This window comes from Klebsiella scottii (genome assembly GCF_036561945.1).
GTDB classification, from domain to species: domain Bacteria; phylum Pseudomonadota; class Gammaproteobacteria; order Enterobacterales; family Enterobacteriaceae; genus Klebsiella; species Klebsiella scottii.
Map to the genome: position 1 here is coordinate 754,548 of NZ_JARXNI010000020.1, position 25,032 is coordinate 779,579.

Consider the following 25,032-nt stretch of genomic DNA (forward strand, 5'->3'; position numbering starts at 1 on the left):
TCGGAACGGGAGGATAACATGCAGTATCTATTAGGTATTGATATTGGTACGACCTCAACCATCGGCATTCTGATCGCTTTGCCCGACAAGGTACTCGGTACGGCCTCCCGGCCGGTCACGCTCTCGGCCCCGCACAGCGGCTGGACGGAAGAATCGCCAGAGCAGTGGTGGGCGAATGTCGGCGAAATTTGCCGGCAACTGCTGTCGCAAAGCGGCATTGCGGCGAGTGATATCAGCGGCATTGGCGTGACAGGGATGCTGCCTGCCGTGGTCCTGCTGGATAATGAAGACCGGCTGCTGCGCCCGAGCATTCAGCAGAGCGACGGCCGCAGCGGCGCACAAGTGCAGCAAATGCGCAGCGAAATGGACGGTCAGCACTTCTTGCAGCGGGCAGGAAACGGTATCAATCAGCAGTTGGTGGGGGCCAAAATCCGCTGGATTGAGCGCCATGAACCTGCTGTGTTTGAACGTATTGCGACGGTGTTTGGTTCCTATGATTTTATCAACTGGAAGCTCACGGGCGAGAAAATCATCGAGCAGAACTGGGCGCTGGAGGCGGGGTTTGTCGATATTAGCAGCAATACGCTGAATGAGGAACTGATCGCCTTTGCCCATCTTCCGCGACACGCGGTTCCCCGGCTGGCGCGTTCCCACGAGGTCATTGGCTCCATCACCGAGCAGGCGGCGGCCTGGACGGGGCTCAGTGAAGGCACGCCGGTGATTGGCGGGGCCGCAGATTTGATTGCGTCCGCTCTCGGCGCGGGTGTGACGGCTCCGGGTGAGGTGCTGCTTAAATTCGGCGGTTCGGTGGACATTCTTACCGTGACAGCAACCGCCAACCCGGACCCGCGTCTGTATCTGGATTATCACCTCGTGCCGGGGTGCTATATGCCGAACGGCTGTATGTCGACCGGCGGATCGGGGCTGAACTGGTTCGTGCAGAACTTCGCCGCGCAGCATGAAGCGGCGGCGCGTGAAAAAGGGATGAGTCTGCACCAGTATCTGGACACGCTGGCGGAAAATCGTCCGGCGGGCAGCGACGGCCTGATTTTTCTGCCCTATTTTCTCGGGGAGAAGACCCCGCTGCACGACCCGGATGCCCGTGGCATCCTCTTTGGTCTGACTCTTACCCACGACGCAGGTCATATCTGGCGCGCGCTGCTCGAAGCCTACGCCTATGCCATCAAACACCATATTGAAACGCTGGTTGATATCGGTTATCCGGTAAAACGCTACGTTGCGTCAGACGGCGGGTCGGCAAGCAAACTGTGGATGCAGATTGTCGCCGATGTGCTGGGACAGCCGCTCAATCGTCTGGACGGTCACCCCGGTTCTTGTCTGGGGGCGGCCTGGACGGCGGCGATTGGCGTCGGGGTGTCGACAGACTGGAAGGGGGCCAGCGCGTGGGTCAAGCTGAAAGATGTGATTACGCCGCTGCCTGAACATGCGGATGTCTATCGCCAGGGATACCCGCGTTTCCGCCAGCTTTATGAAGCCTGCCGCCCGCTGACTCGCCAGGAGACGCCATGAAATTTAACGCTATTGCCTGGGATGTTGACGGCACGCTGGTGGACAGCGAGCCTCTCCATCATCGGGCGCTGCTCGCTGCCTGCCATAGCTTCGGGCTGGATCTGAGCCATATTCCCGAGACGCGTTTTTACGGCGTGCATATTAACGATGTCTGGCTGGCCTTACGCGCCGAACTGCCCGCAGATTTAGATCGGGACGTATGGCTGCAGGCGATTGAGGATTACTACCACGACCACAGCAGTGAACTGGTTGCCATTCCCGGCAGCCGGGAAACCATCCGCCAGCTGGCGGCGAAAGGCGTCAGGCAGGCCTGCGTGTCAAACTCATGCCGACGTATCGTCGAATCGAATCTCGAGGCTTTAGGCGTGCGGGAATTCATTGACGTGGTGGTGACGCTGGACGATGTGCGCTCTGGTAAACCGGCTCCCGAGCCGTATCAACATGCGTTGGGGGCGTTCGGGCTGCCTGCTGCTGCCGTCCTGGCGGTTGAGGACAGTATAACCGGAATGCGCTCGGCGCAGGCTGCCGGAATGCACGTGGCTTTTTATGGCGCATCACCCGCCTCTGAGCAGGGGGTAACCGAGATAACGTCGCTGGCCCGGATCCTCGACTGGTTCTGATTCGCACAGTTTCGCGTGGGGCAGGGAGGTCCCCGCAACGAAATGAACAAATTCGAACAAATCTGGTTTTAAATTACACCACTTCCCCTTAATATTGTGAGCTATATCGTTTAAGCCACCCTCAACCCGAAACAGAGTGTCCATCGTCATGTCAGCCAAACCCGAGATTCAGGCCCGTTATCTTCCCCAGGAACGCAAAAAGCGGATTCTAAACATGCTGGTCGAACAGGGGCGTGCGACGGTGGTTGATATCTCGGCGGAGCTGGCGGTTTCGGAAATGACGGTTCGCCGCGATCTGGCCGAACTGGAAACCGAAGGCAAACTCAGCCGGGTACACGGCGGCGCCGTACTGACGGAAACGGTCAGCCAGGCGATTATGGACCCGCTTCCGGCGCACTTTGATGCGCGCCTTTCACTGCACCGTGACAGCAAGATGCGTATTGCCCGAATGGCCGCCGAGGTTGCCGGGCGCTATCAGAGTGTTGCGCTTGATATCGGTACCACTACCCTGTTTATGGCCGAAGAACTGGTGAAGCATGAGCGCCTGAAAATCTTCACCAATAGCGTGCGTATCGCCCATGCGCTGGGGCGTTATGCGCAGGCGCCGGAAGTCTATCTGGCGGGGGGAATGATGCGAGATGATGAGATGGCGATTGTCGGACCGTCTGCCATTGAGCAATTCCAGCAGTTCTGGTTTGATATAGCGTTTATCAGCGCGTCGGGTATTACCAGCCAGGGGATTTACGATAGCGCGCTGGATGAGACGGAAATGAAGCGGGTGCTGATCCGCCGCTCCGGCTTTAAAGTGCTGCTTTGCGATGCCGCGAAGTTCCAGCATATGTCGCTGGTGCAGGTTGCGCAGTGGCAGGATATCGACCTGCTGATCACCGACAGCGCACCGCCTGCAGTGCTGGCCACCGCCCTTGAGCTGGCGAATGTGCAGGTGATGATTGCAACCTGACTGGTAATCAAGCTGCTGAGGCTGCCAAAAACGATGCAAACCAATGAAGGGAGAGATGGCGGAACACAACGCCCGCTTCCTGGTGCAGTTTATGGCGAAGCTCAGTTCGGCGCTGCAGGGCGACCCCATCGCGCTGGATGAAGCGGTTTTGCGTCGCTTTGACCCACAGGCTTAAAACTGCCTGCGCTATTTGTGATAATCTCTGCGAAAAGTGTCCAGCTGGTTGAGGTTATGCCGCAAAATTTATCTAAGGAAAATCCCCCGTCTCTGCCGGTCACGGGCGCCGGGGAAGATGCACAGGCGTTATTGCGCCAGCTGATGGCAATATATGATGTGAAAACGCTGGTGGCGCAGCTGGTGGCCGTCGGCGAACAGCACTGGAGCCCGGCAATACTCAAACGCGTTGCGACGGTGTCCCGGGCGGCTGGCCGCTTAGGCCGCCGGGAGCTCGCGCATCTGGCATCGCTGCTGCCGCAGCCGCCGGCTCACCATCCGAATTATGCTTTTCGCTTTGTCGATCTGTTCGCCGGTATCGGCGGCATTCGTAACGGCTTTGAAGCCATTAACGGGCAGTGCGTTTTCACCAGCGAATGGAATAAACATGCGGTGCGCACCTACAAAGCGAACTGGTATTGCGACCCAGAGCAGCATCGCTTCAACGCCGATATCCGGGATGTCACCCTCAGCCATCGTCTCGATATCAGCGATGATGAGGCCGCGCAGCATATCCGTGACACCATTCCTCAGCACGATGTTCTGCTGGCCGGCTTTCCCTGCCAGCCTTTTTCCCTCGCCGGGGTGTCGAAGAAGAACGCGCTCGGACGCGCCCACGGCTTTGCCTGTGAGACGCAGGGCACGTTGTTTTTCGATGTCGTCAGGATTATAGCGGCGCGGCGGCCGGCAATCTTTGTTCTGGAGAATGTCAAAAACCTGAAGAGCCATGACAAGGGGCGAACGTTTAGCATTATTATGCAAACCCTCGACGAACTTGGCTATGAGGTGTCTGATGCCGGGCATAGCGGGGCGGACGATCCCAAAGTTATCGATGGCCGCAACTTCCTGCCGCAGCACCGTGAACGCATCGTGCTGGTTGGCTTTCGCCGTGACCTGCAGCTGCACGATGGGTTTACCCTGCGCGATATCTCCGCGCTTTACCCGGCCCGGCGCCCGACGTTTGGCGATCTGCTTGAGCCGACGGTGGATGCCAAATTTATTCTTACCCCGGTGCTGTGGAAGTACCTCTATCGCTACGCGCGTAAACATCAGGCGCTGGGCAACGGTTTTGGCTACGGGTTAGTCGACCCGCGCAATCCGCATAGCGTGGCGCGCACGCTGTCGGCTCGTTACTACAAAGACGGCGCCGAAATTCTTATCGACCGCGGCTGGGATCGCCCGCTTGGCGAAAAGGACTTTGACGATCCGCAAAACCAGCAGCGCCGCCCGCGCCGGCTCACGCCCCGCGAATGCGCGCGGCTGATGGGCTTTGAGGCCCCGCAGGGATACCGCTTCCGCATTCCCGTTTCCGATACTCAGGCGTATCGCCAGTTCGGTAACTCGGTGGTTGTGCCGGTGTTTGCCGCAGTCGCTAAACTGCTACAGCCGCGAATTGCGCAGGCGGTGGCTCGCCGCGATCCCGAGGATGGTGCTGATGGACGTTCACGATAAGGCCACCCGCAGTAAAAATATGCGCGCCATCGGCAAATTCGATACGGCGATTGAAAAACGACTGGCCGGGCTGCTCACGCAGGCCGGTTTTTCTTTTACCGCTCAGGAGGCCACGCTGCCGGGGCGCCCGGATTTTGTGGTTAATGATTACCGCTGCGCTATCTTCACCCACGGCTGTTTCTGGCATCATCATCACTGCTACCTGTTCAAGGTGCCGGCAACCCGGACGGAGTTCTGGCTGAAAAAAATCGACGGCAACGTGGCGCGAGACCGGCGGGATGAGACGCTGCTGCTCGAACAGGGATGGCGGGTGCTGATCGTCTGGGAGTGCGCGCTACGCGGGCGGAAAAAGCTCAGTGATGAAGCGCTTAGCGAACGCCTGGAGGAGTGGATCTGCGGCGGCGGCGACCGCGCGCAGATTGATACTCAGGGGATCGGGCCGTAGCCTACTTTTCAACCTTACAGGGCGTTACTTCGCTGCGGGCGGGAAACAGATACTTGCCCAGCGTCACCAGAACTACCGCAAAAATGATGACGCCTAGCGCCGTCCACTCCGTCAGCGACAGGCTCTCTCCGGCGAACCCGGTGCCTAATAACACCGCTACTACCGGGTTAACGTAGGCATAGCTGGTGGCGACGGCGGGGGTGACGTTGCGGATCAGGTACATGTAAGCATTAATGGCAATCAGCGAGCCGAATATGGCCAGGTAGGCGACGGCAATAATGCCGGACCATGATGGCATATGGGTGAGCTTTTCGCCGGTCAGCGCCGAGGCGACCATCAGCACAATTCCCGCCGCGAGCATTTCAATCGCGCCGGCCATCATGCCGGTCGGAAGTTCAATTCTCGAACCATACACTGAGCCAAACGCCCAGCTAATGGAACCGATCAGAATCAGCAGCGAGCCCCAGGGGTTGCCGCTTAAATTGCCGCCGCTATTGAGCAGGATAATCCCCGCCAGGCCGATGGCAATGCCCAGCCACTCGATTTTACGCGTGGCGATGCCGAAAAAGCGGCTAAAGCACAGGGTAAATAGCGGGACGGTGGCGACCATGACCGCCGCAATTCCTGAAGGCACGTGCTGATGCTCAGCCAGGGTGACGAAGCCGTTGCCAACGGCAAGCAGCAGGATACCGATCAGCCCCGCGTTAAGCAGCGGTCTACGCGCCGGGAGCTTGTGGCCGGTAGCCAGCAGATAGACGATCAGCAGCCCTCCGGCGGAAAGGAAGCGAATGCCGGCCATCATCAGCGGGGGCCAGCTGGCAACGCCAATGGCGATGGCAAAGTAGGTGGATCCCCAGATGATATATAGCGCAAACAGCGCCCCGATAAGCGGTAATAACTGGCGGGTAGACATACGTCCTCACGACGGTACAAAAATAGGAAGGGGGCATATAGTAAACGTGAAAACTACCTCGCTGGCGAGCGCTTTAATTGCCCGGTGATTGTTAATTTTTTGTTGACTATTCGCTTTGCTGGGCGAGAGGCCGATTTTGCCCCATACTCTATGTTTCATAACCATAAAATGAAGGAATGGTATTTTGGCGGGAAGTAGTCTTTTAACCTTGTTGGACGATATTGCTACGCTGCTCGACGATATCTCCGTTATGGGTAAGCTGGCGGCGAAGAAAACGGCAGGCGTGCTTGGGGACGATCTTTCCCTCAATGCCCAGCAGGTAACCGGCGTACGGGCGAACCGCGAACTGCCGGTAGTCTGGGGGGTGGCGAAGGGGTCCCTGGTCAATAAAGTGATCCTGGTACCGCTGGCGCTATTAATCAGCGCATTTATTCCGTGGGCGATTACGCCGCTGCTGATGCTTGGCGGGGCCTTCCTCTGTTTTGAAGGCGTCGAAAAAGTGCTGCATAGCGTGCAGGCTCGCAAACACAAAGAGGACCCGCAGGCCCGTCAACAGCGTCTGGAGGCGCTGGCTGAACGCGACCCGCTGGCATTTGAACGCGATAAAGTGAAAGGTGCTATTCGTACCGACTTTATTCTCTCCGCCGAAATTGTCGCGATCACCCTCGGCATCGTAGCGGATGCGCCGCTGTTAAACCAGATTCTGGTCCTTTCAGGAATTGCCATTCTGGTGACCGTTGGCGTGTACGGCCTGGTGGGAATTATCGTGAAGCTGGACGATATGGGCTACTGGCTGGTGGAGAAAGGCGGCGTGCTGGCTCAGTGGCTCGGCAAAGGTCTGCTGGCGGTGGCGCCTCGTTTGATGAAGTTGCTGTCGATTGTCGGGACGCTGGCGATGTTCCTCGTCGGCGGCGGAATTGTGGTCCATGGCATTACCCCGCTGCACCATGCGGTGGAAAATCTGGCCAGCGGAATGTCCGGGTTCGCCGCTTCACTGCTGCCGACGGGCGTAAACCTGGTTTTGGGTTTCATCATTGGCGCCGTGGTGCTGGCGGGCGTGAAAGCCGTTTCCGGACTTCGTCGCGCGGTAAAGTAAATCCGCCGGCGGTTATGCAAAATGTCGCAGCTTCGTCTAAGGTGAAACAGTTTCTCCCGGATTACGGAGCGAAAAATGGTCTGGTCCATCAGCGATGAAGTGAGACGAAAAAGCGGCGGGCCGCGCATGGTTATAACCGGTTTTGCCAATGGCATGGTTGAATGCCGTTGGTATGACGGTTATGCCGTCAAGCGCGAGGCGTTCCGTGAAGATGAATTGGTTCGTGGGGGAGGGGGAGCGGAACAGGTCTCCTGAGCCCAATAACGCCCGGTATATACCGGGCGTTTTGTCATGGTATGGCCTGTCTTTCCGACAGGGAGCGTTGATGATTGCACTGCGAGAGAACGATGAATAAGCCGCTGTGGGTGAGAAAACTTCGCCGCTTTTCGAGCCCTGGACATGTGGTAAATTTTTGTTTTGTTGCGGTGCTGTTCTTTTCCACACTGCTGATATGGCGAGAAATAATGGTGCTGGAGGAGGCGTATGTCGATAACCAGCGCAACAATCTGGCAAACGTCGCCCATGAAATGGATGGCCTGCTGCAGTTTAATATCGACCGGATGATCTTTTTCCGCAACGGGATGCAGTCGGCGCTGGAAACGCCGTTAGATTTTACGATCCTGCGTAATGCCGAGCAGGAGTATATGAGCAGGCGCCATCAAGCGATCTGGTCGGTGGCGCTACACAACCGGCGTACGCTGCCGGTCTACGGCGTGTCCGATGCTTTTGTCGACAAAGCTAATACCCTGTCCCGCGACAACCCCCTTTCCGGCAACGAGCTGATGGCCACGCTTGAGCTGGGCTATCTGCTGCGCCTGACCAATAATAACCGCGGCTTCACCGAGCGTATGCTGTATGTGTCGCGCAGCGGCTTTTTTATCAGCACGGAAACGCTAAAAAACACCGCCCAGGCGCTGGAGCGGTATAGCGATGCCACCCGCTCCCCGTGGTTTACCCGCCAGGCCCAGCGGACCAATCCCGGGCGCGGCGTGGTTTGGCAAACCTTTCCTGAGGAGGGGGCGCTGCGCGATGCCCAGGTGGTGACGGCTTCCGTACCGCTGGATTTCCGCCACTACTGGCACGGCGTGCTGGCTATGGACTTCTCCGTTCGCGAAATGAAGGCCTTTCTGGTGAGCGCGGCAAAGGGCGGGCAGGACGGCGAGTATCAGCTGTATGACAACCGGCTGAACCTGATTGCCTCTTCCGCGCCGGGAACGGTGCTCACGCTGCTCTCGCCCCGCGAGCAGGAGATGCTGAGCTACGCCTTCTCGCATGACAACGAAGGCGGCATGCGCCTGCTAACCCGCTACATCAGCTGGGAAAAACTGCATAATTTTGATGGCGTCCTGCTGCGTATCCACACCCTGCAGGAAGGAGTCCGCGGTGAATTCGGATCGATTACCATCGCGTTGATGCTGATGTGGCTGCTCTTTACCTCAATGCTGATAATCTCCTGGCTGGTTATTCTGCGCATGGTGCGCAATATGAGCGTGCTGCAAAAGTCGCTGGAGTGGCAAGCCTGGCACGATGCCCTAACGCGGCTGTTAAACCGCGGGGCATTGTTTGCAAGAGCTATTGCCGCGGCCGGTGAGTGCGAGCGCGGGAGGCGCCCGTTGGCGGTGATCCAGCTCGATCTGGATTACTTCAAGCGGGTTAACGACCTGCACGGCCATCAGTCCGGCGATCGGGTGCTGTCTCTGGTCGCCGGTACGATAGCCAGCAACATCCGCGAAGGCGATCTCGCCGGGCGCGTGGGCGGGGAGGAGTTTTGCGTGGTTATGCCTGATACCACGCTGCAGGAGGCGGCTGCGATAGCGGAGCGTATCCGCATTCGCATTAACAGCCGCGAAATACTGCTCTGCGACAACACGAGCCTGCGTATCAGCGCCTCGCTGGGCGTCAGCTGCAGCGAGGATTCCGCGGAGGCTAACTTTGAAAACCTGCAGTCGATTGCCGATCGCCGGCTCTATCTTGCGAAACAGAACGGCCGAAACCAGGTCTGTTTTGCGGGATAGGCGTCCGGGTCTGGCCGTCGTTATCCGGTTGCGGCGGCACGATTATCTCCTGATATGGGATTTTTCTTAAAAGAGGGGGCGGGGTTAAACGTGACTCATGGCGCAGCGATATCGACGAAGCCTTCTGCCGCCTGGGTTATTCAACGCCCTGACGTCCTTGGCCACATTTCTCAATTATTTACTTCATCAATAGCTCTTGTCATACAAAATAATTGAGGATAATGTTTTCCACGCATCGGATCTCCCGGTGTAACGAATTTTCAAGTGCTTCTTGCATTAGCAAGTTTCATCCCGACTCCTGCGAGTCGGGATTTTTTTCGCCTGCGCCTAGCGGTTGACTTCGGTGACGCTAAAGTCATGGATATCGAGCTCAAAGGCTTCCGCTAGTTCACGCCAGGTATGGTAATCGCGACCATCAATGCTCACATGATGGGGATCGTCGCGGGTGCGCTGCACTTCACTTTCGCTAATCTCATTAATTGCCGCCAGCAGGGCGTCAACATTGACGTTGCCCCCGCCGCTACCCGAACTGCTCTCTTTGGCGGATTTCATCTTCGCTACCTCGCTTGGCTCCGACAGTGCCTATTCAAGTATAGACGGTCTATAAAAACAGCGCTCGTCGGGCGGGACGCTGCGCATCTGGCGGTTTTGTTCTACACTGGCTCAAAAATAGAGGAGACAAGTTATGCAGGTGAACGATCGTGTCACGGTGAAGACCGACGGTGGCCCACGTCGATCGGGGGTAGTACTGGCAATAGAGTCGTTTAGCGAAGGGACAATGTATCTGGTTTCGCTGGAAGACTATCCGCTGGGGATCTGGTTTTTCAACGAGAAAGGGCATTCGGACGGTATCTTTGTTGAGAAAGTTGACTAGCGTGCTAAAAATCAAAACTGGCGGTTGTTGCCGCCAGTTCTTTTACCGCATGTTGACGTAAATTCCTGAAGTAATGTTTTCCGTCAGACGGACAATATGGTAAATCACCTGTTTATTGTGGGTCTGGATTTTCTTTTTAATATTGCCTTTGTGCGATGATACGGTCTTCGCCTTGATGTTCATCTGCGTCGATATTTGCGATGTCCCGTGTCCGGCCATCCACATTTGCAGCATATTTGATTCGGCCCGGCTTAATGACAGCGTTGGTATATTGATCCTTCCGGCGCTGAATCGATCGTATTTCAGATGATTACCCAGAATATCATCAAGGTCTTTTGGCGTAAGCGATTTCGAGCTAATAAGTAAATTTTTGCGCACCAGCAGATAGTGGTCAAAATGAACGTTAGCCAGCGCCATAAAGATGACAAATAGCGTGCCGGGATACTCCGTAATGATTTGCCGGATTAGCTGATTACTATCTTCGCGATGAATAAAGCAATCTTCGTTGAGAAACACCACCTCCGGGCGGGACGATTCACAGCTCTCTTTCAGGCTTACCGCCGTATCTACTTCTCTGATGTCACGTTTTCTTATTCCTCTGCTTGTCAGATACCCGGTTAATCCCAGTCGGGTATAGCTGCACAAATCCATGATAATCGTTGACATGACCCATCCTCAATCAACACGTAACGATAATTCATCCCTCGCCGGTAAGCGCGATGAAGTCCATTTAAGTGGGTAATAAAACAAGGTACAGTGTTGAAACCATTAAGTAACCTGAACTATTCCGTAATATTGCCTATAATTTGCCAGGAATACTCCCAAAGTAAAGGCGTGCATCATGTTACGTCAGAGAATTAAAAGCAAAAACTTCCAGTTACAGATATGGTTGGCGGCCATGAGTTATTCTTTTTTCAGATTTTCCTTATACTGGCTGGATAAATTCTCACCTCACCAATATGCCCGTTTCATCAAAAATATTAATTAATGTCTGAATAAACCACGCCGCCATTTAGCGACCCGAGCGATCGGCGTGGATTGACGGCCGCTGAGCGCGGGTGTCGGACACCGCTTTTCGTTCGCTGCAAGAGAGGTGGCAGCCTTAACGCTTTAATGCCACAATACTTTTTTATCGGTGTGTGGGATGAATGATGAAAAAGATAGTAATTGCTGGCGCGCTGTTGACTCTCGCCGGATGCGTTCAGGTAGATAATTATAACGAGGTTGTCAAAGCGCCGGCGCCCGCCGGGTTAGAGGGATACTGGCAATCGAAAGGCCCGCAGAGCGAAATGATGAGCCCGGATGCGATTGCCAGCCTGATTGTGACCAAAGATGGCGATACCCTCGATTGCCGTCAGTGGCAGCGGGTTATCGCCACGCCGGGTAAATTAATGCAGCGTGACGAGCAGGTTTACAACGTCACGTCAGGTCTGGATATCTACCCTATAGAACGTTCTGGCAATAGCCTGCAATACGATCGCATGACCCTGACCCGCGTCGACCGCCTGACCCCTGAGTGTGAGCAGGCGTGGAATAAAGCCGCCGCCGCGACGAAAAGCGCGCGCTAAGGCATCGACGGGCTGGCAGCGCGTCCAGCCCGCGATATTTACCTGATTTATAACGTCTCTTCGATAACCCACACGCTGACGCTCCCGCCGCTGCAGGTAAACGTAGCGCAGCCTTCGTCGTCGGTTTCTACCAGCCCCTGCTGGTTGCCGAGAAAATCCTTCCAGCGCTTATTGCCGTAATTGGCGCCAAGAGTCAGCGATTTTTCACCGTCATCGCCGTTCGACAGCACCACCACGCATCCCGGATCGTCATCGGTACCGCTGCGGCTGAAGGCGATGCAGTTCGGATGATCGAACCACAGCGTCTGCACGCCGTGGGCAAAGCGCTGGCGGGCATCAATCAGCTCATGCAGCTGTTCGATCACCGGCATCTCGATTGCGTAAGTCTGGCCATCTCCGCCGGTATCTTCATAGCTGGCGCCGAAGAGGTCGGCGTAAAAGACCGACGGCACGCCGTTCTCGCGCAGCAGAATAAGCGCATAGGCCAGCGGTTTAAACCACGGCTCAACCGGCGCCTCCAGCGCCTGCAGCGGCTGCGTGTCGTGGTTGGTCACCAGGGTGACGGCGTGGAAAGGATCGGCTTCAACCAGCGTGCCGCTAAAGATCTGGCTCATATCGTAATCGCGGCCCTGGCGCGAGGCCTCGTGAAACTTCATCTGCAGAGGGGCGTCAAACAGCAGCGTATTGCCGTCAACCATCGCAATATACTGCTGCAGCTTTTCGACTTCGTGCGACCAGTATTCCGCCACGATAAACAGCGGCTTTGTCGCCACCTCCTGAACGTGATCGATCCACTCCTTATAGAACCAGGCCGGAATATGCTTCACCGCATCGAGGCGAAAACCGTCGCAGCCGGTCTGCTCCATCACCCAGCGCGCCCAGTACTTGAGCTCCTCGGTAACCGCATGATTGCGGAAATCAATATTTTCGCCCATCAGGTAGTCGAAGTTGCCCATCTCATCATCGACCTGCTCGTTCCAGCCTTCGCCGGTATAGTCGTTAACGATTTTAAAAACGCCGTCTTCGTCCGGGTTTTCAATATGATCGATGCCGCTAAAGCATTTGTAATCCCAGACGAACTGCGAATATTTACCGCCGCGGACCGGGAAGTCGTAGCGGGTCCAGGCCTCGCACTCCACGACCTCTTCGGCAATTTGCGTGCGGTCCTGCTCGTCCACCCGCTGAACGCGGATGCTCTCTTTTTTATCGGCGCCCATTTTATGGTTGACCACCACGTCGAGCAGGACGGCGATGTCGTGCTGTCGTAGCGCGGCGATGGCCGCCAGCAGCTGCGCCTTATCGCCGTATTTGGTGGCGATGGAGCCCTTTTGATCGAACTCGCCAAGGTCAAAAAGGTCGTAGCTGTCATAGCCGACGGAGTAGCCGCCGGAAGCGCCTTTATAAGCGGGAGGGAGCCAAATCATATTGACGCCGATTTCGTTCAGGTTAGGTGCCAGCGCCTCAACTTCACGCCACAACTCGCCGCCGGTGGGGTAATACCAGTGAAAGCACTGCAATAACGTGGGGTTTTTCATCTTCCGTGCTCCAGACGTCATCAAGCTGACTCTTGCAGTATGAGAGATCTCCAGCAAATACGATCAATTTTGCGCGCGTTTTTCACTATGCCATAAACGGCATCGTATATAATAAATTGGAATAAGATGTAGCGGATAGATGTTGGTTCGTAAGGATAAACGCCTTACACTACAAAAAAATATCACTCTGTGGGGTCTCTATGAAATTAGCACTTCTGGGCCGCCATGCGCTGATGGGCGCAATGGCTGTGGTTTTGATGACTGGCGTTAGCGTAAAAACGCTCGCAGCAGAAAACCTGTTTAACCAAATTAAAGAGCGCGGCACGCTGCGCGTGGGTCTGGAAGGCACCTATCCTCCGTTCAGCTATCAGGGTGATGACGGCAAGCTGACCGGTTTTGAGGTCGATTTTGCCAGCGAGCTGGCTAAGCATCTGGGCGTGAAGGCCGACCTCAAACCGACCAAATGGGACGGGATGCTGGCGTCGCTGGATTCCAAACGCATTGACGTGGTTATTAACCAGGTGACCATTTCCGACCAGCGCAAGAAAAAATATGACTTCTCCACCCCGTATACCGTTTCTGGCGTTCAGGCGCTGGTGAAAAAGGGCAATGAAGGCGCTATCAAAACGGCGGCCGATCTGAAAGGCAAAAAAGTCGGCGTGGGCCTGGGCACCAACTACGAAGAGTGGCTGCGCCAGAACGTGCAGGGCGTGGATATCCGCACCTATGATGACGACCCGACTAAATACCAGGATCTGCGCGTAGGCCGTATCGACGCCATTCTGGTCGATCGTCTGGCGGCGCTGGATCTGGTGAAGAAAACGGGTAATACCCTGGCCGTCACCGGCGAAGCGTTCTCGCGCCAGGAGTCCGGCGTAGCGCTGCGTAAAGGTAATGAAGACCTGCTGAAAGCGGTGGATGATGCCATTGCCGACATGCAGAAAGATGGCAGCCTGAAAGCGCTGTCGGAAAAATGGTTTGGCGCTGACGTGACGAAATAACGGCCGGCGGTGAAAAAGGGCGCTCATGGTAGCGCCTTTTTTTATTTCGTCCGCAACTACGTGCATAATAAAGATAAAGGGCCTGTTTCATCAGGCTATTTTATGGGCCAGTTTGCCTGGAATAATAACGCCTGAGGGATAGGCTCTCAGTCAGGAGATATCATGTCACTGCAAAATTTAACGCGTTTCCCGCGCCTGGAGCTGATTGGCGCCCCGACGCCGCTGGAATACCTGCCGCGCCTGTCCGATCATCTCGGTCGCGAGATTTTTATCAAACGTGACGACGTGACCCCGCTTGCTATGGGCGGCAATAAGCTGCGCAAGCTAGAGTTCCTGGCGGCCGATGCGCTGCGGGAAGGCGCCGATACGCTGATCACCGCCGGCGCTATTCAATCCAACCACGTTCGTCAGACGGCGGCGGTGGCGGCTAAGCTTGGCCTGCACTGCGTGGCGCTGCTGGAAAACCCGATTGGCACTCGCGCAGAGAACTACCTGACTAACGGCAACCGCCTGCTGCTGGATCTGTTCAATACTCAGGTTGAGATGTGCGATGCGCTGACCGACCCCAATGCGCAGCTGGAAGAGCTGGCGACGCGTATCGAAGCTCAGGGCTACCGGCCGTATGTGATCCCGGTCGGCGGCTCCAGCGCGCTGGGTGCGCTGGGCTATGTGGAAAGCGCGCTGGAAATCGCCCAGCAGTGCGAAGGCGCGGTAGAGCTGTCGTCTGTCGTGGTGGCATCCGGCAGCGCCGGCACCCATGCGGGCCTGGCGGTGGGTCTGGAACAGCTGATGCCGGGGGCCGAACTGATTGGCGTCACCGTGTCGCGCAAAGTCGCGGACCAGCTACCGAAAGTCGTTGCCCTGCAGCAGGCGGTAGCGAATAGCCTCGAACTGCAGGCAAAAGCAGAGATTACGCTGTGGGACGACTATTTTGCGCCAGGCTACGGCACGCCGAATGACGAAGGAATGGAAGCGGTAAAACTGCTGGCGCAGCTTGAAGGTATCCTGCTGGACCCGGTCTATACCGGGAAGGCGATGGCCGGGCTGATCGACGGTATTCAGCAGAAGCGCTTTAAGGATGAAGGGCCGATCTTATTTATTCACACCGGCGGAGCGCCGGCGCTGTTTGCCTACCATCCTCATATCTAAAGCAGAACAAACAGAATGCAAGAGAGTATCCAACTGGTTTTTGATTCCGCACCTTATCTCCTCAAGGGGGCGGTATTTACGCTACAGCTGAGCATCGGCGGCATGTTCTTTGGCCTGGTGCTGGGCTTTATCCTCGCGCTGATGCGAATGTCGCCCCTCTGGCCGGTAAAGTGGCTGGCGCGGGTCTACATTTCTATTTTCCGCGGCACGCCGCTGATCGCCCAGCTGTTTATGATTTACTACGGCCTGCCGCAGTTTGGCATTGAACTGGATCCGGTTCCGGCGGCGATGATTGGCCTGTCGCTCAATACCGCGGCATACGCCGCCGAAACGCTGCGCGCGGCGATTGCTTCTATTGATAAAGGGCAGTGGGAAGCGGCGGCGAGCATCGGCATGACGCCGTGGCAAACCCTGCGCCGGGCGGTTCTGCCGCAGGCCGCGCGCGTCGCGCTGCCGCCGCTCTCCAACAGCTTTATCAGCCTGGTGAAAGATACTTCGCTGGCGGCGACTATTCAGGTACCGGAACTGTTCCGTCAGGCGCAGCTTATTACCTCCCGCACGCTGGAAGTTTTCACCATGTATCTGGCCGCATCGCTGATTTACTGGGTGATGGCGACGGTGCTGTCGACGCTGCAAAACTATTTTGAAAATCAGCTTAATCGCCAGGAGCGTGATCCAAAATGAGTGCCATTGAAGTCAAAAACCTGGTGAAAAAGTTCCACGGCCAGACGGTGCTGCACGGTATTGACCTGGAGGTGGCGGAGGGAGAAGTGGTGGCGATTATCGGCCCCAGCGGCTCTGGTAAAACGACCCTTCTGCGCAGCATCAACCTGCTGGAGCAGCCGGAAAGCGGCACCATTCGGGTCGGTGACGTCACTATCGATACCGCGCGCAGTCTCAGCCAGCAGAAGGGGCTGATTCGCCGTCTGCGCCAGCACGTCGGCTTCGTCTTCCAGAACTTCAACCTGTTCCCGCACCGCACGGTGATGGAGAACATCATCGAAGGGCCGGTTATCGTGAAGGGTGAAGATAAAAACGAATCCATCACCCGGGCGCGCGAACTGCTGGCGAAAGTTGGGCTGAGCGGGAAAGAGAATAGCTATCCGCGCCGTCTTTCCGGCGGCCAGCAGCAGCGCGTGGCGATTGCGCGCGCGCTGGCGATGCGTCCGGATGTCATTTTGTTTGATGAACCCACGTCGGCTCTGGACCCTGAACTGGTGGGCGAAGTGCTGAATACGATCCGTCAGCTGGCGCAGGAGAAGCGCACTATGGTTATCGTAACCCATGAAATGAGCTTTGCCCGCGATGTGGCCGACCGGGCTATCTTTATGGATCAGGGACGTATCGTCGAGCAGGGTGAGGCTAAGGCGCTGTTCGCCAATCCGCAGCAGCCGCGCACGCGGCAGTTCCTCGAAAAATTCCTGATGCAGTAATGGCTACCGGCTTGCGGTAGCTGAGCCCGGCGAAGAGGGCGGGAGCGACCAGATGACCGGCGCTCCCGCCAGCCGTATAGGTAAACGCCGGCGCCCGAACGCCGACGAGCGCTTGAGTCGCGAAGTGACAATCCTCCTGGACGAGTAGGGCGATAGCGCTGAGCGATGGCGTCGGTCTGAGAGAGCAGAACTATTAAACGCTGCTTATCGATTGGTTTTTTTATATTAGAAGCGCGCAGCGTTTTCCCGGAACAATCCCTTCTTACTATGTCGGTTCGTGCCGGTTAGCCGGATCGATACGCCGACCTTATCGCTGACGGCAAAACAGGAGCGCCTGAGAGAATGCAATATCTGCGGCAGGTTGAGCGCTAAACTCCTTCCACAGTTGAGAATATATCCTCGGCTGAGATAAATGAGACAACATTCTCTTCTCCCGTCGGCGCTGAATAGCACCGGTAACGATCTAATATGTGCGGTGTATACGATATTTTATACATATAAATAAGATTTATGTGTTAGTTTTTGTATTTGTAATAATGATAATTACTCAGGAGTTATTTGGTCGGTTATGAGGGACAATGATTTTTTCAGCTGGCGGCGGGAAATGCTGCAACAATTTCAGTCAATCTCGACGGGGGAGGATGTTTATAATCTCCTGCAGCAGCAAACGGAAGGGCTGGAATACGACTATTTTGCTCTCTGCGTACGCCATCCCGTGCCCTTCACGCGCCCCAGGGTAACGCTGCAGACGACCTATCCGCAGGCGTGGATGGCGCACTATCAGGCCGAGAACTATTTCGCCATCGATCCGGTGCTGCGGCCGGAAAACTTTCTTCGAGGTCACCTGCCGTGGAATGACGGGCTATTTCGTGATGCCCCGGAGCTCTGGGATGGCGCGCGCGATCACGGGCTGGTCAAGGGGATCACACAGTGCCTCACCTTACCCAACCACGCGCAGGGTTTTCTTTCGGTCTCAGGGCAGAGTCGTAGCCTGGGGCCCTATCCGGCAGACGAACTGGAAATGCGCCTGAGAACGCTGATCGAGCTGAGTTTGTTAACGCTATTACGCCTGCAGGACGCGATGGTGATGCCGCCGGAAATGAAGTTCAGCCGGCGTGAGCTGGAGATTTTGAAATGGACTGCGGAAGGGAAAACCTCGGCGGAGGTCGCGATAATTCTGTCTATCTCAGAAAATACCGTCAATTTTCATCAGAAAAATATGCAACGAAAGTTCAACGCACCGAATAAAACGCAAATAGCCTGTTATGCGGTCGCCACTGGCTTAATTTGAGTTCGCCCATCGTTCTGCGTGTCAGGCGTGAAACCGGCTGTCAGTTATACTTTCAGCCGGTTTATTGTTACTGACGGTAAGCCTGTTTAATTTGCTTAACGGTGCTGGAGAATACGGCAGCCTGAGCCTCATCTTCCATCTGCGTGATTTGCCTTTCCATCTTAATAATCACCCGACCCGCATCGGCCTGACCCATTGCCTGGAGCATCAGCGTCAACAGCGTTTTCAGGCAGGTCACTTCCTGCGCCAGTTCTTGATTATTTTCTGCAGTGGAAAAATCTGGTGTGCTCATCGATATCCTCGTTTGCTATCTGCGCTTTTGCGCAATACTAAATCTCAAAGCGGCGCAGTATACCACAAGAGGAACAAAAAAAAGGAGCGCGTAATTTGTGTTCTCTGATCAGAGCTGTAGAGGGTTTAATTTCCTGGATAAAGCCCGTTCCGCCGCCCACAAATTGTTAATTTTTGGTGTGATTTTTAGAGTTAATTATTGTTACATATTTTCTTTCGTATTTATCAACTAGTATTGTGTTGTGTTTATTACGTTTTCTGTATGACGAATGTTAAAAATACGACCTTATACAACTCTCTGTTATGTATGGGTTTCCACCAGGTGTGCAAACAACTTGCCATAAATGGCAGATAAATCCTCTGAAGAACACTTTTGGCTTTTAAAATTATGCCAAAACCCGGTAATATGGGTTCGATAAACTATCAGTTGTGTTATCCCTAATTCTGGAGATTATTCCTTTGATCAACGTCCTTCTTGTTGATGACCACGAACTGGTGCGCGCAGGGATACGACGCATTCTGGAAGATATAAAAGGGATTAACGTCGTCGGCGAATCTTGCTGCGGCGAGGATGCCGTTAAATGGTGTCGGGCTAATCCCGTTGACGTTGTCCTGATGGACATGAATATGCCGGGGATTGGCGGTCTTGAGGCGACGCGTAAAATTGCGCGTTCTATCGTCGATACCAAAGTCATTATGCTCACCGTACATACCGAAAACCCGCTGCCGGCGAAGGTCATGCAGGCAGGGGCTGCCGGCTACCTGAGTAAAGGCGCCGCGCCGCAGGAGGTGGTCAATGCGATTCGCTGCGTGGCATCCGGGCAGCGCTATATCGCCTCGGATATCGCCCAGCAGATGGCGCTCAGCCAGATCGAGCCGGAAAAGACGGAGTCGCCGTTTGCCAGTTTGTCGGAACGAGAATTGCAGATTATGCTGATGATCACTAAAGGTCAGAAGGTCAATGAGATCTCAGAGCAGCTGAATCTGAGTCCCAAGACGGTGAACAGCTATCGCTATCGGATGTTCAGTAAATTAAACATCCACGGTGACGTTGAGCTGACTCACCTGGCAATCCGCCATGGCCTGTGCAATGCGGAGTCGTTAGCAAGTCTGTGAGTGATGTTTTTGATGCTAAAGCTTTCCTGAAGACAGTAACCAGCCAGCCGGGCGTCTATCGGATGTACGATGCTGGCGGTACCGTTATCTACGTGGGTAAAGCAAAAGATCTGAAAAAACGGCTAAGCAGCTATTTTCGCAGCAACCTGGCTTCGCGTAAAACCGAGGCTCTGGTGGCTCTGATCGCGCAAATAGACGTGACGGTAACCCATACCGAAACGGAAGCCCTGCTGCTTGAACATAACTATATCAAGCTGTATCAGCCGCGCTACAACGTGCTGCTGCGTGATGATAAATCCTATCCTTTTATTTTTCTCAGCGCCGATACCCATCCGCGGCTGGCGACCCATCGCGGCGCAAAGCATGCAAAGGGCGAATATTTCGGTCCTTTCCCGAACGGCTACGCGGTTCGCGAAACGTTAGCGCTGCTGCAAAAAATCTTTCCCGTTCGCCAGTGCGAAAATAGCGTCTATCGCAACCGCTCGCGTCCGTGCCTGCAGTACCAGATTGGCCGCTGCCTGGGCCCCTGCGTGGCCGGGCTGGTTAGCGACGAAGAGTATGCTCAGCAGGTTGAATACGTTCGGCTGTTCCTTGCCGGCAAAGACGATCAGGTACTGACGCAGCTTATTGCCCGCATGGAGAGGGCCAGCCGGGCGCTGGAGTTTGAAGAGGCGGCGCGCATTCGCGACCAGATCCAGGCCGTACGCCGGGTGACGGAGAAACAGTTTGTCTCAAATAATGGCGACGATCTGGACGTTATCGGCGTCGCCTTTGATTCAGGCATGGCCTGCGTCCACGTGCTGTTTATCCGCCAGGGGAAAGTGCTGGGCAGCCGCAGCTATTTTCCAAAGGTTCCCGGCGGCACCGAGCTCGGGGAAGTGGTGGAGACCTTCGTCGGCCAGTTCTACCTGCAGGGCAGCCAGATGCGCACCTTGCCTGGGGAGATTCTGCTCGATTTTAACCTTGGCGATAAAACCCTGCTCGCGGATTCGCTCTCCGAGCTGGCGGGGCGGCGGGTGAATGTCCAGACTAAGCCTCGCGGCGATCGCGCCCGCTACCTCAAGCTGGCGCGCACCAATGCCGCGACGGCGCTGACGACCAGGCTTTCCCAGCAGTCAACCATCCATCAGCGCCTGCAGGCGCTGGCAACGCTGCTCAAGCTGCCGGCGGTGAAGCGCATGGAGTGCTTTGATATCAGCCACACGATGGGCGAACAGACGGTCGCCTCGTGCGTGGTGTTTGACAGCAACGGGCCGCTGCGCGCCGAGTATCGTCGCTATAATATCACCGGGATTACGCCGGGGGATGACTATGCGGCGATGAACCAGGTTCTGCGCCGGCGCTACGGTAAAGCTATCGAAGAGAACAAGATCCCGGACGTTATCCTGATAGATGGCGGTAAAGGGCAGCTCGGGCAGGCGAAAAGCGTGTTTGCCGAGCTGGATGTGGCCTGGGATAAACATCATCCTCTATTATTAGGGGTAGCAAAAGGCAGCGATCGTAAGGCGGGCCTGGAAACGCTATTCTTTGAGCCTGAGGGCGAAGGCTTTAGCCTGCCGCCGGACTCTCCCGCGCTGCACGTCATTCAGCATATTCGCGATGAGTCGCACGATCATGCCATCGCCGGACATCGTAAAAAGCGGGCAAAAGTTAAAAGCACCAGCACGCTGGAGACTATCGAAGGAGTGGGGCCAAAGCGTCGGCAGATGCTGCTGAAGTATATGGGCGGCCTGCAGGGGTTACAGAAAGCCAGCGTCGAAGAGATAGCCAAAGTACCGGGTATATCTCACGGTCTGGCAGAAAAGATCTTCTACTCGTTGAAACATTAGGGGCTCTGTAGCAACATAGGGCTAATTTTTACTTCTAACAGATAGTTACCCGTCACTATGCAATTTAATATCCCTACATTGCTTACTCTGTTTCGCGTCATACTGATACCGTTCTTTGTGCTGGCGTTTTACCTTCCCGTGGTATGGGCACCTTTCGCCTGTGCGCTGATCTTCTTCGTCGCCGCAGTAACCGACTGGTTTGATGGTTATCTGGCGCGCCGCTGGAATCAAAGCACGCGCTTTGGCGCGTTTCTCGATCCGGTAGCAGATAAGGTTATGGTGGCGATTGCGATGGTGCTGGTTGCCGAGCATTACCACACCTGGTGGGTTACTCTGCCGGCCGCGACGATGATCGCCCGTGAAATCATTATTTCTGCCCTGCGCGAATGGATGGCTGAGCTGGGTAAACGCAGCAGCGTGGCGGTTTCCTGGATCGGCAAAGTCAAAACGACGGCGCAGATGACGGCGCTGGTGTGGATGCTGTGGCGGCCAAATGAGTGGGTTGAAGGGGCAGGGATCGTGCTGTTCCTCGTCGCGGCGGTGCTAACTCTGTGGTCAATGCTGCAATATTTGAACGCGGCGCGCGGCGATTTGCTTGATCAGTGATCGTTTCGGCGTAATTTTCAGCAAACGACGCAAGGTTTTAAAAAATATCGTTGACTCATTGCGCCAGGTAAGTAGAATGCATCGCATCGAACGGCGGCATGACTCGCCAGACGATAACAAAATCAAGTGATTAGCAATTACCTTGATAATGCGGGAATAGCTCAGTTGGTAGAGCACGACCTTGCCAAGGTCGGGGTCGCGAGTTCGAGTCTCGTTTCCCGCTCCAGTTTAAAAACATCGGCAGTTGCGGGTGTTGCAGCATTAAGGGCGCGTTAGCAAAGCGGTTATGTAGCGGATTGCAAATCCGTCTAGTCCGGTTCGACTCCGGAACGCGCCTCCAATTTACATCCCGAGCCCGGATGGTGGAATCGGTAGACACAAGGGATTTAAAATCCCTCGGCGTTCGCGCTGTGTGGGTTCAAGTCCCACTCCGGGTACCATTGGGATGATGCAGAATAATCAAAGCAATAAGCAGTGTCGTGAAACCACCTACGGGTGGTTTTTTTGTGTCTGAAATCCGCCATTTATAATATCACTTCATAATATTATCTTTCCCTTCAGCATATTCCCTTGCCGCGCAGGGCTTCGCCCGCTAACCCTGTTACTATCCGTAAGATCGTACTTATCAAAAATAACGAGGAGTTCTGATGCCCGTTTCAGGCCTGCCCAGGAGCCGCAAAATTTTTATTGGCGATATTCATGGCCAGTACGGCAAGCTTTCCGCTCTGCTGGGTCATCTGCAGTCCCGGGAGAATCTGGATCGCAGCCTCCTGATTTTTGTCGGCGACCTTATTGATAACCAGCCGGGGAGCCACATCGATCATGCCTCCGTGCTGGAACAGGTGAGGGGAGATGTGGCCGCGGGCCGCGCCGTTTGCCTGATGGGCAATCATGAATTTAATGCCGTTGGCTGGCTGATGCGGCATCCGGAGACGGCGCAGCCCCTGCGCCCGCATACGCCGAATAACCGCCGTCAGCATCAGGCCTTCCTCAACGACGTCACGGAAGACAGCGCGCAGCACCTGCGGTGGGTTGAGTGGTTTAAAACGCTGCCGCTGTTTGTCGATTTTGGCGATATCCGTGCGGTGCACGCGTGCTGGGACAAGGACGCTATTGCCCAGCTTCGCCCGTGGCTCGATGAAGAGAACCGGCTGAAACCGGAGTGCTGGGTACACGCCTTTGATAAACGGCACGTCCTGTTCCACCTGCTGGAGACGATACTCAAGGGGCCAGAGCTGGCGCTGCCTGAGGGCTATAGCTTTCAGGATAAAACCGGGATCGAGCGGCGCCATATTCGTATCCGCTGGTGGCTGAATGAGGCAACAACCTATCGCCAGATTGCTCAGGTCCAGCCCGAGATGATTGACAGCATCCCGGATATCGCGCTGGAAAAAAACGCTCACCTTTTGCCCGAGGTTCCCGTGGTCGTTGGGCACTACACCCTATCCGCCGAACCGCAGGCGCTGAGCGAGCGGGTGGTGTGCGTTGATTATAATGCGGCAAAAGCGAACCATCCGCTGCGGGCGTGGATCTATGACGATGGCCAGACGGAAGTGGCAAACGGACGCTTCGTCAGCGTATGAGGCTGGTTTGCCGCATTATCGTCATGGCGCCTGGCGGTCAAGCCCTAAGTTTTCTCCGGCACATTCCGGGAAAACTGCGCTAAAATAGCGCCCGGTGCGCGCCTGCGGGCCGGATAAACTGCCTTTGGGACAATATGCCGTCACGGCAATAATAATTATTTTTGATGAGGGATCTTATGGCCACGTTGCTTGAAAGCTACGGTAACTGTTTTCGGAAATATGCCACCTTTCGCGGCCGCTCGGCGCGCAAAGAGTACGCCGTATTTACCGTCGCTAACTTTGTGCTGTCCGCGGTACTGGGGCTGATCCCGGTTATCGGCGGGCTGTTTAGCCTGATTATTATTATTCCGGGTATCGCGGTGGCGGTACGACGCCTGCACGATCTGAACAGATCCGGCTGGTGGCTGCTGGCGCCTTTTCTGATCCTGATTATCGGCCTGATTGGCGTTGCCGGCAGCGTTGAAGACGGCGGGGCTGCGGCATGGGTATGGCTGATGGTCGCTGGCGGAATCATGTCGCTGGTGATGTCGATTTGGCTGCTGTTCGCCCGAGGTACCGCCGGGGTTAACCGCTTTGGCGATGCGCAGCAAGATAACGCCGACGGCGCGCAGAGCGCCCCCGTTTCTTCCGCCGACGATGTCAGAGAGCGCCTGGCCCAGGCCACGAAAATGCGCGATGACGGTACGATCAGCGAAAGTGAATATGAAACGATGCGCTCGAGCATTATTAAAGATATTTAACCCGCGCAGAATGCCCGCGCCGGGTGGTTTTCTCCCGGCATTTCCGCTACTGTATGCGCCATTTTTATAAGACGACGAGCCTGTTTATGAAAACCGGACCCCTGAACGAAAGCGAACTTGAATGGCTGGACGATATCCTGTCGAAATACGCCACCGACGGCGCCATTCTTGATGTCTCCGAGCTTGATGGCCTGCTGACGGCGATTCTCTCCGGGCCTGCTGAAATTGAGCCCGCCCGGTGGCTGCTGGCTATCTGGGGCGGTGCCGACAACGTACCGCGCTGGGCAAACGATCGCGAGCGCGACCGCTTCGTTAACCTCACTCTCCAGCATATGAGCGATGTCGCCGAGCGCCTGGACGACTATCCGGAGCAGTTCGAGCCGCTGTTTGGCACGCGTGAAGAGGAAGGCCAGGAGCTGACTATCGTTGGCGAGTGGTGCTTTGGCTATATGCGCGGCGTCGGCTTGAGCAACTGGGCCGCTTTACCGGCGGAGCTGCAGGCCGAGCTGGATATCATCGCTCTGCACGGGACGGAAGCGCAGTTCCCGGCGGTTGAAGCGCTCTCTGTCGACGATTTTCTTGCCAGCGTGGAGCGTATTAAACCCGCGGCGCTGGCGCTCTATCAATACTGGACGGAGCATGCGCAGCCGGCGGAAGTGCAGCAGCCAATCAGAAATGATGCCAAGGTTGGACGTAACGATCCGTGCCCGTGCGGCAGCGGTAAGAAATATAAGCAGTGCTGCTTAGCGAAATAAAATAAGGGGCCGACAG

At 55.7% G+C, this 25,032-nt stretch carries 26 protein-coding genes, 3 tRNA genes and 1 pseudogene; 25 read left to right on the forward strand and 5 right to left on the reverse strand.

All coding sequences use genetic code 11. The features are described from left to right. Positions 1-18: 18 nt before the first annotated feature. The 6 genes and pseudogenes from QFI97_RS11125 (at position 19) to QFI97_RS11150 (ending at position 5,221) form a co-directional block, all read left to right on the forward strand. Positions 19-1,530 (forward strand): FGGY-family carbohydrate kinase, encoded by a 1,512-nt coding sequence (locus QFI97_RS11125; protein WP_346431166.1) that lies wholly within the window; start codon positions 19-21, stop codon positions 1,528-1,530. Beyond that, on the forward strand, positions 1,527-2,150 hold the full coding sequence (locus tag QFI97_RS11130; protein WP_346431167.1) for an HAD family hydrolase: 624 nt from the start codon (positions 1,527-1,529) through the stop codon (positions 2,148-2,150). Before QFI97_RS11125 ends, QFI97_RS11130 begins: the two co-directional genes overlap by 4 nt. Positions 2,151-2,298: 148 nt before the next feature. Then, positions 2,299-3,111: a DeoR/GlpR family DNA-binding transcription regulator gene (locus tag QFI97_RS11135; protein WP_095101579.1), complete on the forward strand. Its 813-nt coding sequence runs from the start codon at positions 2,299-2,301 to the stop codon at positions 3,109-3,111. Between the two features lie 9 nt (positions 3,112-3,120). Further along, a pseudogene (locus QFI97_RS11140) lies at positions 3,121-3,286 on the forward strand (phosphohydrolase); the annotation flags it as partial. 56 nt (positions 3,287-3,342) lie between these two features. Next, entirely contained in the window at positions 3,343-4,776 is a 1,434-nt protein-coding gene (locus QFI97_RS11145) for a DNA cytosine methyltransferase (protein ID WP_095101581.1), read from the forward strand. Beyond that, entirely contained in the window at positions 4,757-5,221 is a 465-nt protein-coding gene (locus QFI97_RS11150; RefSeq protein WP_095102266.1) for a very short patch repair endonuclease, read from the forward strand. Before QFI97_RS11145 ends, QFI97_RS11150 begins: the two co-directional genes overlap by 20 nt. Before the next feature lies 1 nt (position 5,222). Here QFI97_RS11150 and yedA read toward each other — a convergent pair whose 3' ends face one another. Further along, positions 5,223-6,134: a drug/metabolite exporter YedA gene (gene yedA / locus QFI97_RS11155; protein WP_095101582.1), complete on the reverse strand. Its 912-nt coding sequence runs from the start codon at positions 6,132-6,134 to the stop codon at positions 5,223-5,225. Positions 6,135-6,318: 184 nt separating this feature from the next. Here yedA and QFI97_RS11160 point away from each other — a divergent pair, with 184 nt between their 5' ends. The 3 genes from QFI97_RS11160 to dgcQ all read left to right on the forward strand — a co-directional run bounded on the left by QFI97_RS11160 (position 6,319) and on the right by dgcQ (position 9,245). Then, positions 6,319-7,230 (forward strand): DUF808 family protein, encoded by a 912-nt coding sequence (locus QFI97_RS11160; protein WP_331834447.1) that lies wholly within the window; start codon positions 6,319-6,321, stop codon positions 7,228-7,230. A gap of 75 nt (positions 7,231-7,305) precedes the next feature. After that, positions 7,306-7,485, forward strand: a complete 180-nt coding sequence (locus QFI97_RS11165) for a YodC family protein (RefSeq protein WP_331834446.1) — start codon at positions 7,306-7,308, stop codon at positions 7,483-7,485. A gap of 92 nt (positions 7,486-7,577) precedes the next feature. After that, a complete protein-coding gene (gene dgcQ / locus QFI97_RS11170; RefSeq protein ID WP_346431168.1) occupies positions 7,578-9,245 on the forward strand; it encodes a cellulose biosynthesis regulator diguanylate cyclase DgcQ in 1,668 nt (555 codons plus the stop codon). 327 nt (positions 9,246-9,572) lie between these two features. Here dgcQ and yodD read toward each other — a convergent pair whose 3' ends face one another. Beyond that, entirely contained in the window at positions 9,573-9,797 is a 225-nt protein-coding gene (gene yodD, locus QFI97_RS11175) for a YodD family peroxide/acid resistance protein (protein WP_095101590.1), read from the reverse strand. A 133-nt stretch (positions 9,798-9,930) separates the two neighbouring features. Here yodD and dsrB point away from each other — a divergent pair, with 133 nt between their 5' ends. Then, positions 9,931-10,119, forward strand: coding sequence for a protein DsrB (gene dsrB, locus QFI97_RS11180; protein ID WP_095101592.1), 189 nt, complete (start codon positions 9,931-9,933; stop codon positions 10,117-10,119). A gap of 42 nt (positions 10,120-10,161) precedes the next feature. Here the strand turns inward: dsrB and rcsA are convergent, their stop codons facing one another. Next, positions 10,162-10,785: a transcriptional regulator RcsA gene (gene rcsA, locus QFI97_RS11185; RefSeq protein WP_095101594.1), complete on the reverse strand. Its 624-nt coding sequence runs from the start codon at positions 10,783-10,785 to the stop codon at positions 10,162-10,164. A gap of 482 nt (positions 10,786-11,267) precedes the next feature. On the opposite strand from rcsA, the gene yedD reads away from it, so the two are divergent. Continuing rightward, positions 11,268-11,687, forward strand: coding sequence for a lipoprotein YedD (gene yedD, locus QFI97_RS11190; RefSeq protein WP_189339884.1), 420 nt, complete (start codon positions 11,268-11,270; stop codon positions 11,685-11,687). Between the two features lie 47 nt (positions 11,688-11,734). Here yedD and amyA read toward each other — a convergent pair whose 3' ends face one another. Beyond that, positions 11,735-13,222, reverse strand: a complete 1,488-nt coding sequence (gene amyA, locus QFI97_RS11195; RefSeq protein ID WP_095101598.1) for an alpha-amylase — start codon at positions 13,220-13,222, stop codon at positions 11,735-11,737. Between the two features lie 200 nt (positions 13,223-13,422). On the opposite strand from amyA, the gene tcyJ reads away from it, so the two are divergent. From tcyJ to sdiA, 5 genes are all read left to right on the forward strand, one after another. Continuing rightward, positions 13,423-14,223 (forward strand): cystine ABC transporter substrate-binding protein, encoded by an 801-nt coding sequence (gene tcyJ, locus QFI97_RS11200; RefSeq protein WP_346431169.1) that lies wholly within the window; start codon positions 13,423-13,425, stop codon positions 14,221-14,223. Between the two features lie 162 nt (positions 14,224-14,385). Continuing rightward, the gene (dcyD, locus tag QFI97_RS11205) at positions 14,386-15,372 is read left to right on the forward strand and encodes a D-cysteine desulfhydrase (RefSeq protein WP_095101602.1); all 987 of its coding nucleotides are present in this window, start codon (positions 14,386-14,388) and stop codon (positions 15,370-15,372) included. A 15-nt stretch (positions 15,373-15,387) separates the two neighbouring features. Next, complete coding sequence (gene tcyL, locus QFI97_RS11210; protein WP_095101604.1) at positions 15,388-16,056, forward strand: cystine ABC transporter permease; 669 nt, start codon at positions 15,388-15,390, stop codon at positions 16,054-16,056. After that, positions 16,053-16,805, forward strand: a complete 753-nt coding sequence (gene tcyN, locus QFI97_RS11215) for an L-cystine ABC transporter ATP-binding protein TcyN (RefSeq protein ID WP_095101606.1) — start codon at positions 16,053-16,055, stop codon at positions 16,803-16,805. Before tcyL ends, tcyN begins: the two co-directional genes overlap by 4 nt. A gap of 568 nt (positions 16,806-17,373) precedes the next feature. After that, the gene (gene sdiA / locus QFI97_RS11220) at positions 17,374-18,096 is read left to right on the forward strand and encodes a quorum-sensing transcriptional regulator SdiA (RefSeq protein WP_095101608.1); all 723 of its coding nucleotides are present in this window, start codon (positions 17,374-17,376) and stop codon (positions 18,094-18,096) included. 67 nt (positions 18,097-18,163) lie between these two features. Here sdiA and QFI97_RS11225 read toward each other — a convergent pair whose 3' ends face one another. Continuing rightward, positions 18,164-18,388 (reverse strand): DUF2594 family protein, encoded by a 225-nt coding sequence (locus tag QFI97_RS11225; RefSeq protein WP_041146272.1) that lies wholly within the window; start codon positions 18,386-18,388, stop codon positions 18,164-18,166. Between the two features lie 458 nt (positions 18,389-18,846). Here QFI97_RS11225 and uvrY point away from each other — a divergent pair, with 458 nt between their 5' ends. The 9 genes from uvrY to QFI97_RS11270 all read left to right on the forward strand — a co-directional run bounded on the left by uvrY (position 18,847) and on the right by QFI97_RS11270 (position 25,016). Then, positions 18,847-19,503, forward strand: a complete 657-nt coding sequence (gene uvrY, locus QFI97_RS11230) for a UvrY/SirA/GacA family response regulator transcription factor (RefSeq protein ID WP_095101610.1) — start codon at positions 18,847-18,849, stop codon at positions 19,501-19,503. After that, positions 19,500-21,332 carry an excinuclease ABC subunit UvrC gene (uvrC, locus tag QFI97_RS11235; protein WP_346431170.1) on the forward strand — a complete coding sequence of 611 codons (1,833 nt, stop codon included), beginning with the start codon at positions 19,500-19,502 and terminating at the stop codon, positions 21,330-21,332. The genes uvrY and uvrC overlap by 4 nt, the downstream gene beginning before the upstream one ends. Positions 21,333-21,389: 57 nt before the next feature. Further along, a complete protein-coding gene (gene pgsA, locus QFI97_RS11240) occupies positions 21,390-21,938 on the forward strand; it encodes a CDP-diacylglycerol--glycerol-3-phosphate 3-phosphatidyltransferase (protein WP_041146269.1) in 549 nt (182 codons plus the stop codon). 150 nt (positions 21,939-22,088) lie between these two features. After that, positions 22,089-22,164, forward strand: a tRNA-Gly gene (locus QFI97_RS11245). A 40-nt stretch (positions 22,165-22,204) separates the two neighbouring features. Further along, a tRNA-Cys gene (locus tag QFI97_RS11250) sits at positions 22,205-22,278 on the forward strand. Positions 22,279-22,291: 13 nt separating this feature from the next. Further along, a tRNA-Leu gene (locus tag QFI97_RS11255) sits at positions 22,292-22,378 on the forward strand. A 207-nt stretch (positions 22,379-22,585) separates the two neighbouring features. Continuing rightward, positions 22,586-23,521, forward strand: coding sequence for a metallophosphoesterase (locus QFI97_RS11260; protein WP_095101614.1), 936 nt, complete (start codon positions 22,586-22,588; stop codon positions 23,519-23,521). Between the two features lie 176 nt (positions 23,522-23,697). Next, positions 23,698-24,261, forward strand: coding sequence for a DUF805 domain-containing protein (locus QFI97_RS11265; protein WP_095101616.1), 564 nt, complete (start codon positions 23,698-23,700; stop codon positions 24,259-24,261). A gap of 86 nt (positions 24,262-24,347) precedes the next feature. Beyond that, positions 24,348-25,016, forward strand: a complete 669-nt coding sequence (locus tag QFI97_RS11270; protein WP_331834442.1) for a YecA/YgfB family protein — start codon at positions 24,348-24,350, stop codon at positions 25,014-25,016. Positions 25,017-25,032 lie beyond the last annotated feature (16 nt).

What these genes read in the sequence shown, in the direction of transcription:
- QFI97_RS11165 (WP_331834446.1), top strand. Translation starts at nt 7,306, where the DNA reads ATGGTCTGGTCCATCAGCGATGAAGTGAGACGAAAAAGCGGCGGGCCG.
- dsrB (WP_095101592.1), top strand. Translation starts at nt 9,931, where the DNA reads ATGCAGGTGAACGATCGTGTCACGGTGAAGACCGACGGTGGCCCACGT.
- sdiA (WP_095101608.1), top strand. Translation starts at nt 17,374, where the DNA reads ATGAGGGACAATGATTTTTTCAGCTGGCGGCGGGAAATGCTGCAACAA.
- rcsA (WP_095101594.1), bottom strand. Translation starts at nt 10,785, where the DNA reads ATGTCAACGATTATCATGGATTTGTGCAGCTATACCCGACTGGGATTA.
- tcyN (WP_095101606.1), top strand. Translation starts at nt 16,053, where the DNA reads ATGAGTGCCATTGAAGTCAAAAACCTGGTGAAAAAGTTCCACGGCCAG.
- yedA (WP_095101582.1), bottom strand. Translation starts at nt 6,134, where the DNA reads ATGTCTACCCGCCAGTTATTACCGCTTATCGGGGCGCTGTTTGCGCTA.
- pgsA (WP_041146269.1), top strand. Translation starts at nt 21,390, where the DNA reads ATGCAATTTAATATCCCTACATTGCTTACTCTGTTTCGCGTCATACTG.
- tcyJ (WP_346431169.1), top strand. Translation starts at nt 13,423, where the DNA reads ATGAAATTAGCACTTCTGGGCCGCCATGCGCTGATGGGCGCAATGGCT.
- QFI97_RS11130 (WP_346431167.1), top strand. Translation starts at nt 1,527, where the DNA reads ATGAAATTTAACGCTATTGCCTGGGATGTTGACGGCACGCTGGTGGAC.
- tcyL (WP_095101604.1), top strand. Translation starts at nt 15,388, where the DNA reads ATGCAAGAGAGTATCCAACTGGTTTTTGATTCCGCACCTTATCTCCTC.
- QFI97_RS11135 (WP_095101579.1), top strand. Translation starts at nt 2,299, where the DNA reads ATGTCAGCCAAACCCGAGATTCAGGCCCGTTATCTTCCCCAGGAACGC.
- QFI97_RS11145 (WP_095101581.1), top strand. Translation starts at nt 3,343, where the DNA reads ATGCCGCAAAATTTATCTAAGGAAAATCCCCCGTCTCTGCCGGTCACG.
- QFI97_RS11265 (WP_095101616.1), top strand. Translation starts at nt 23,698, where the DNA reads ATGGCCACGTTGCTTGAAAGCTACGGTAACTGTTTTCGGAAATATGCC.
- amyA (WP_095101598.1), bottom strand. Translation starts at nt 13,222, where the DNA reads ATGAAAAACCCCACGTTATTGCAGTGCTTTCACTGGTATTACCCCACC.
- QFI97_RS11125 (WP_346431166.1), top strand. Translation starts at nt 19, where the DNA reads ATGCAGTATCTATTAGGTATTGATATTGGTACGACCTCAACCATCGGC.
- QFI97_RS11225 (WP_041146272.1), bottom strand. Translation starts at nt 18,388, where the DNA reads ATGAGCACACCAGATTTTTCCACTGCAGAAAATAATCAAGAACTGGCG.
- QFI97_RS11260 (WP_095101614.1), top strand. Translation starts at nt 22,586, where the DNA reads ATGCCCGTTTCAGGCCTGCCCAGGAGCCGCAAAATTTTTATTGGCGAT.
- dcyD (WP_095101602.1), top strand. Translation starts at nt 14,386, where the DNA reads ATGTCACTGCAAAATTTAACGCGTTTCCCGCGCCTGGAGCTGATTGGC.
- yedD (WP_189339884.1), top strand. Translation starts at nt 11,268, where the DNA reads ATGATGAAAAAGATAGTAATTGCTGGCGCGCTGTTGACTCTCGCCGGA.
- QFI97_RS11270 (WP_331834442.1), top strand. Translation starts at nt 24,348, where the DNA reads ATGAAAACCGGACCCCTGAACGAAAGCGAACTTGAATGGCTGGACGAT.
- yodD (WP_095101590.1), bottom strand. Translation starts at nt 9,797, where the DNA reads ATGAAATCCGCCAAAGAGAGCAGTTCGGGTAGCGGCGGGGGCAACGTC.
- dgcQ (WP_346431168.1), top strand. Translation starts at nt 7,578, where the DNA reads ATGAATAAGCCGCTGTGGGTGAGAAAACTTCGCCGCTTTTCGAGCCCT.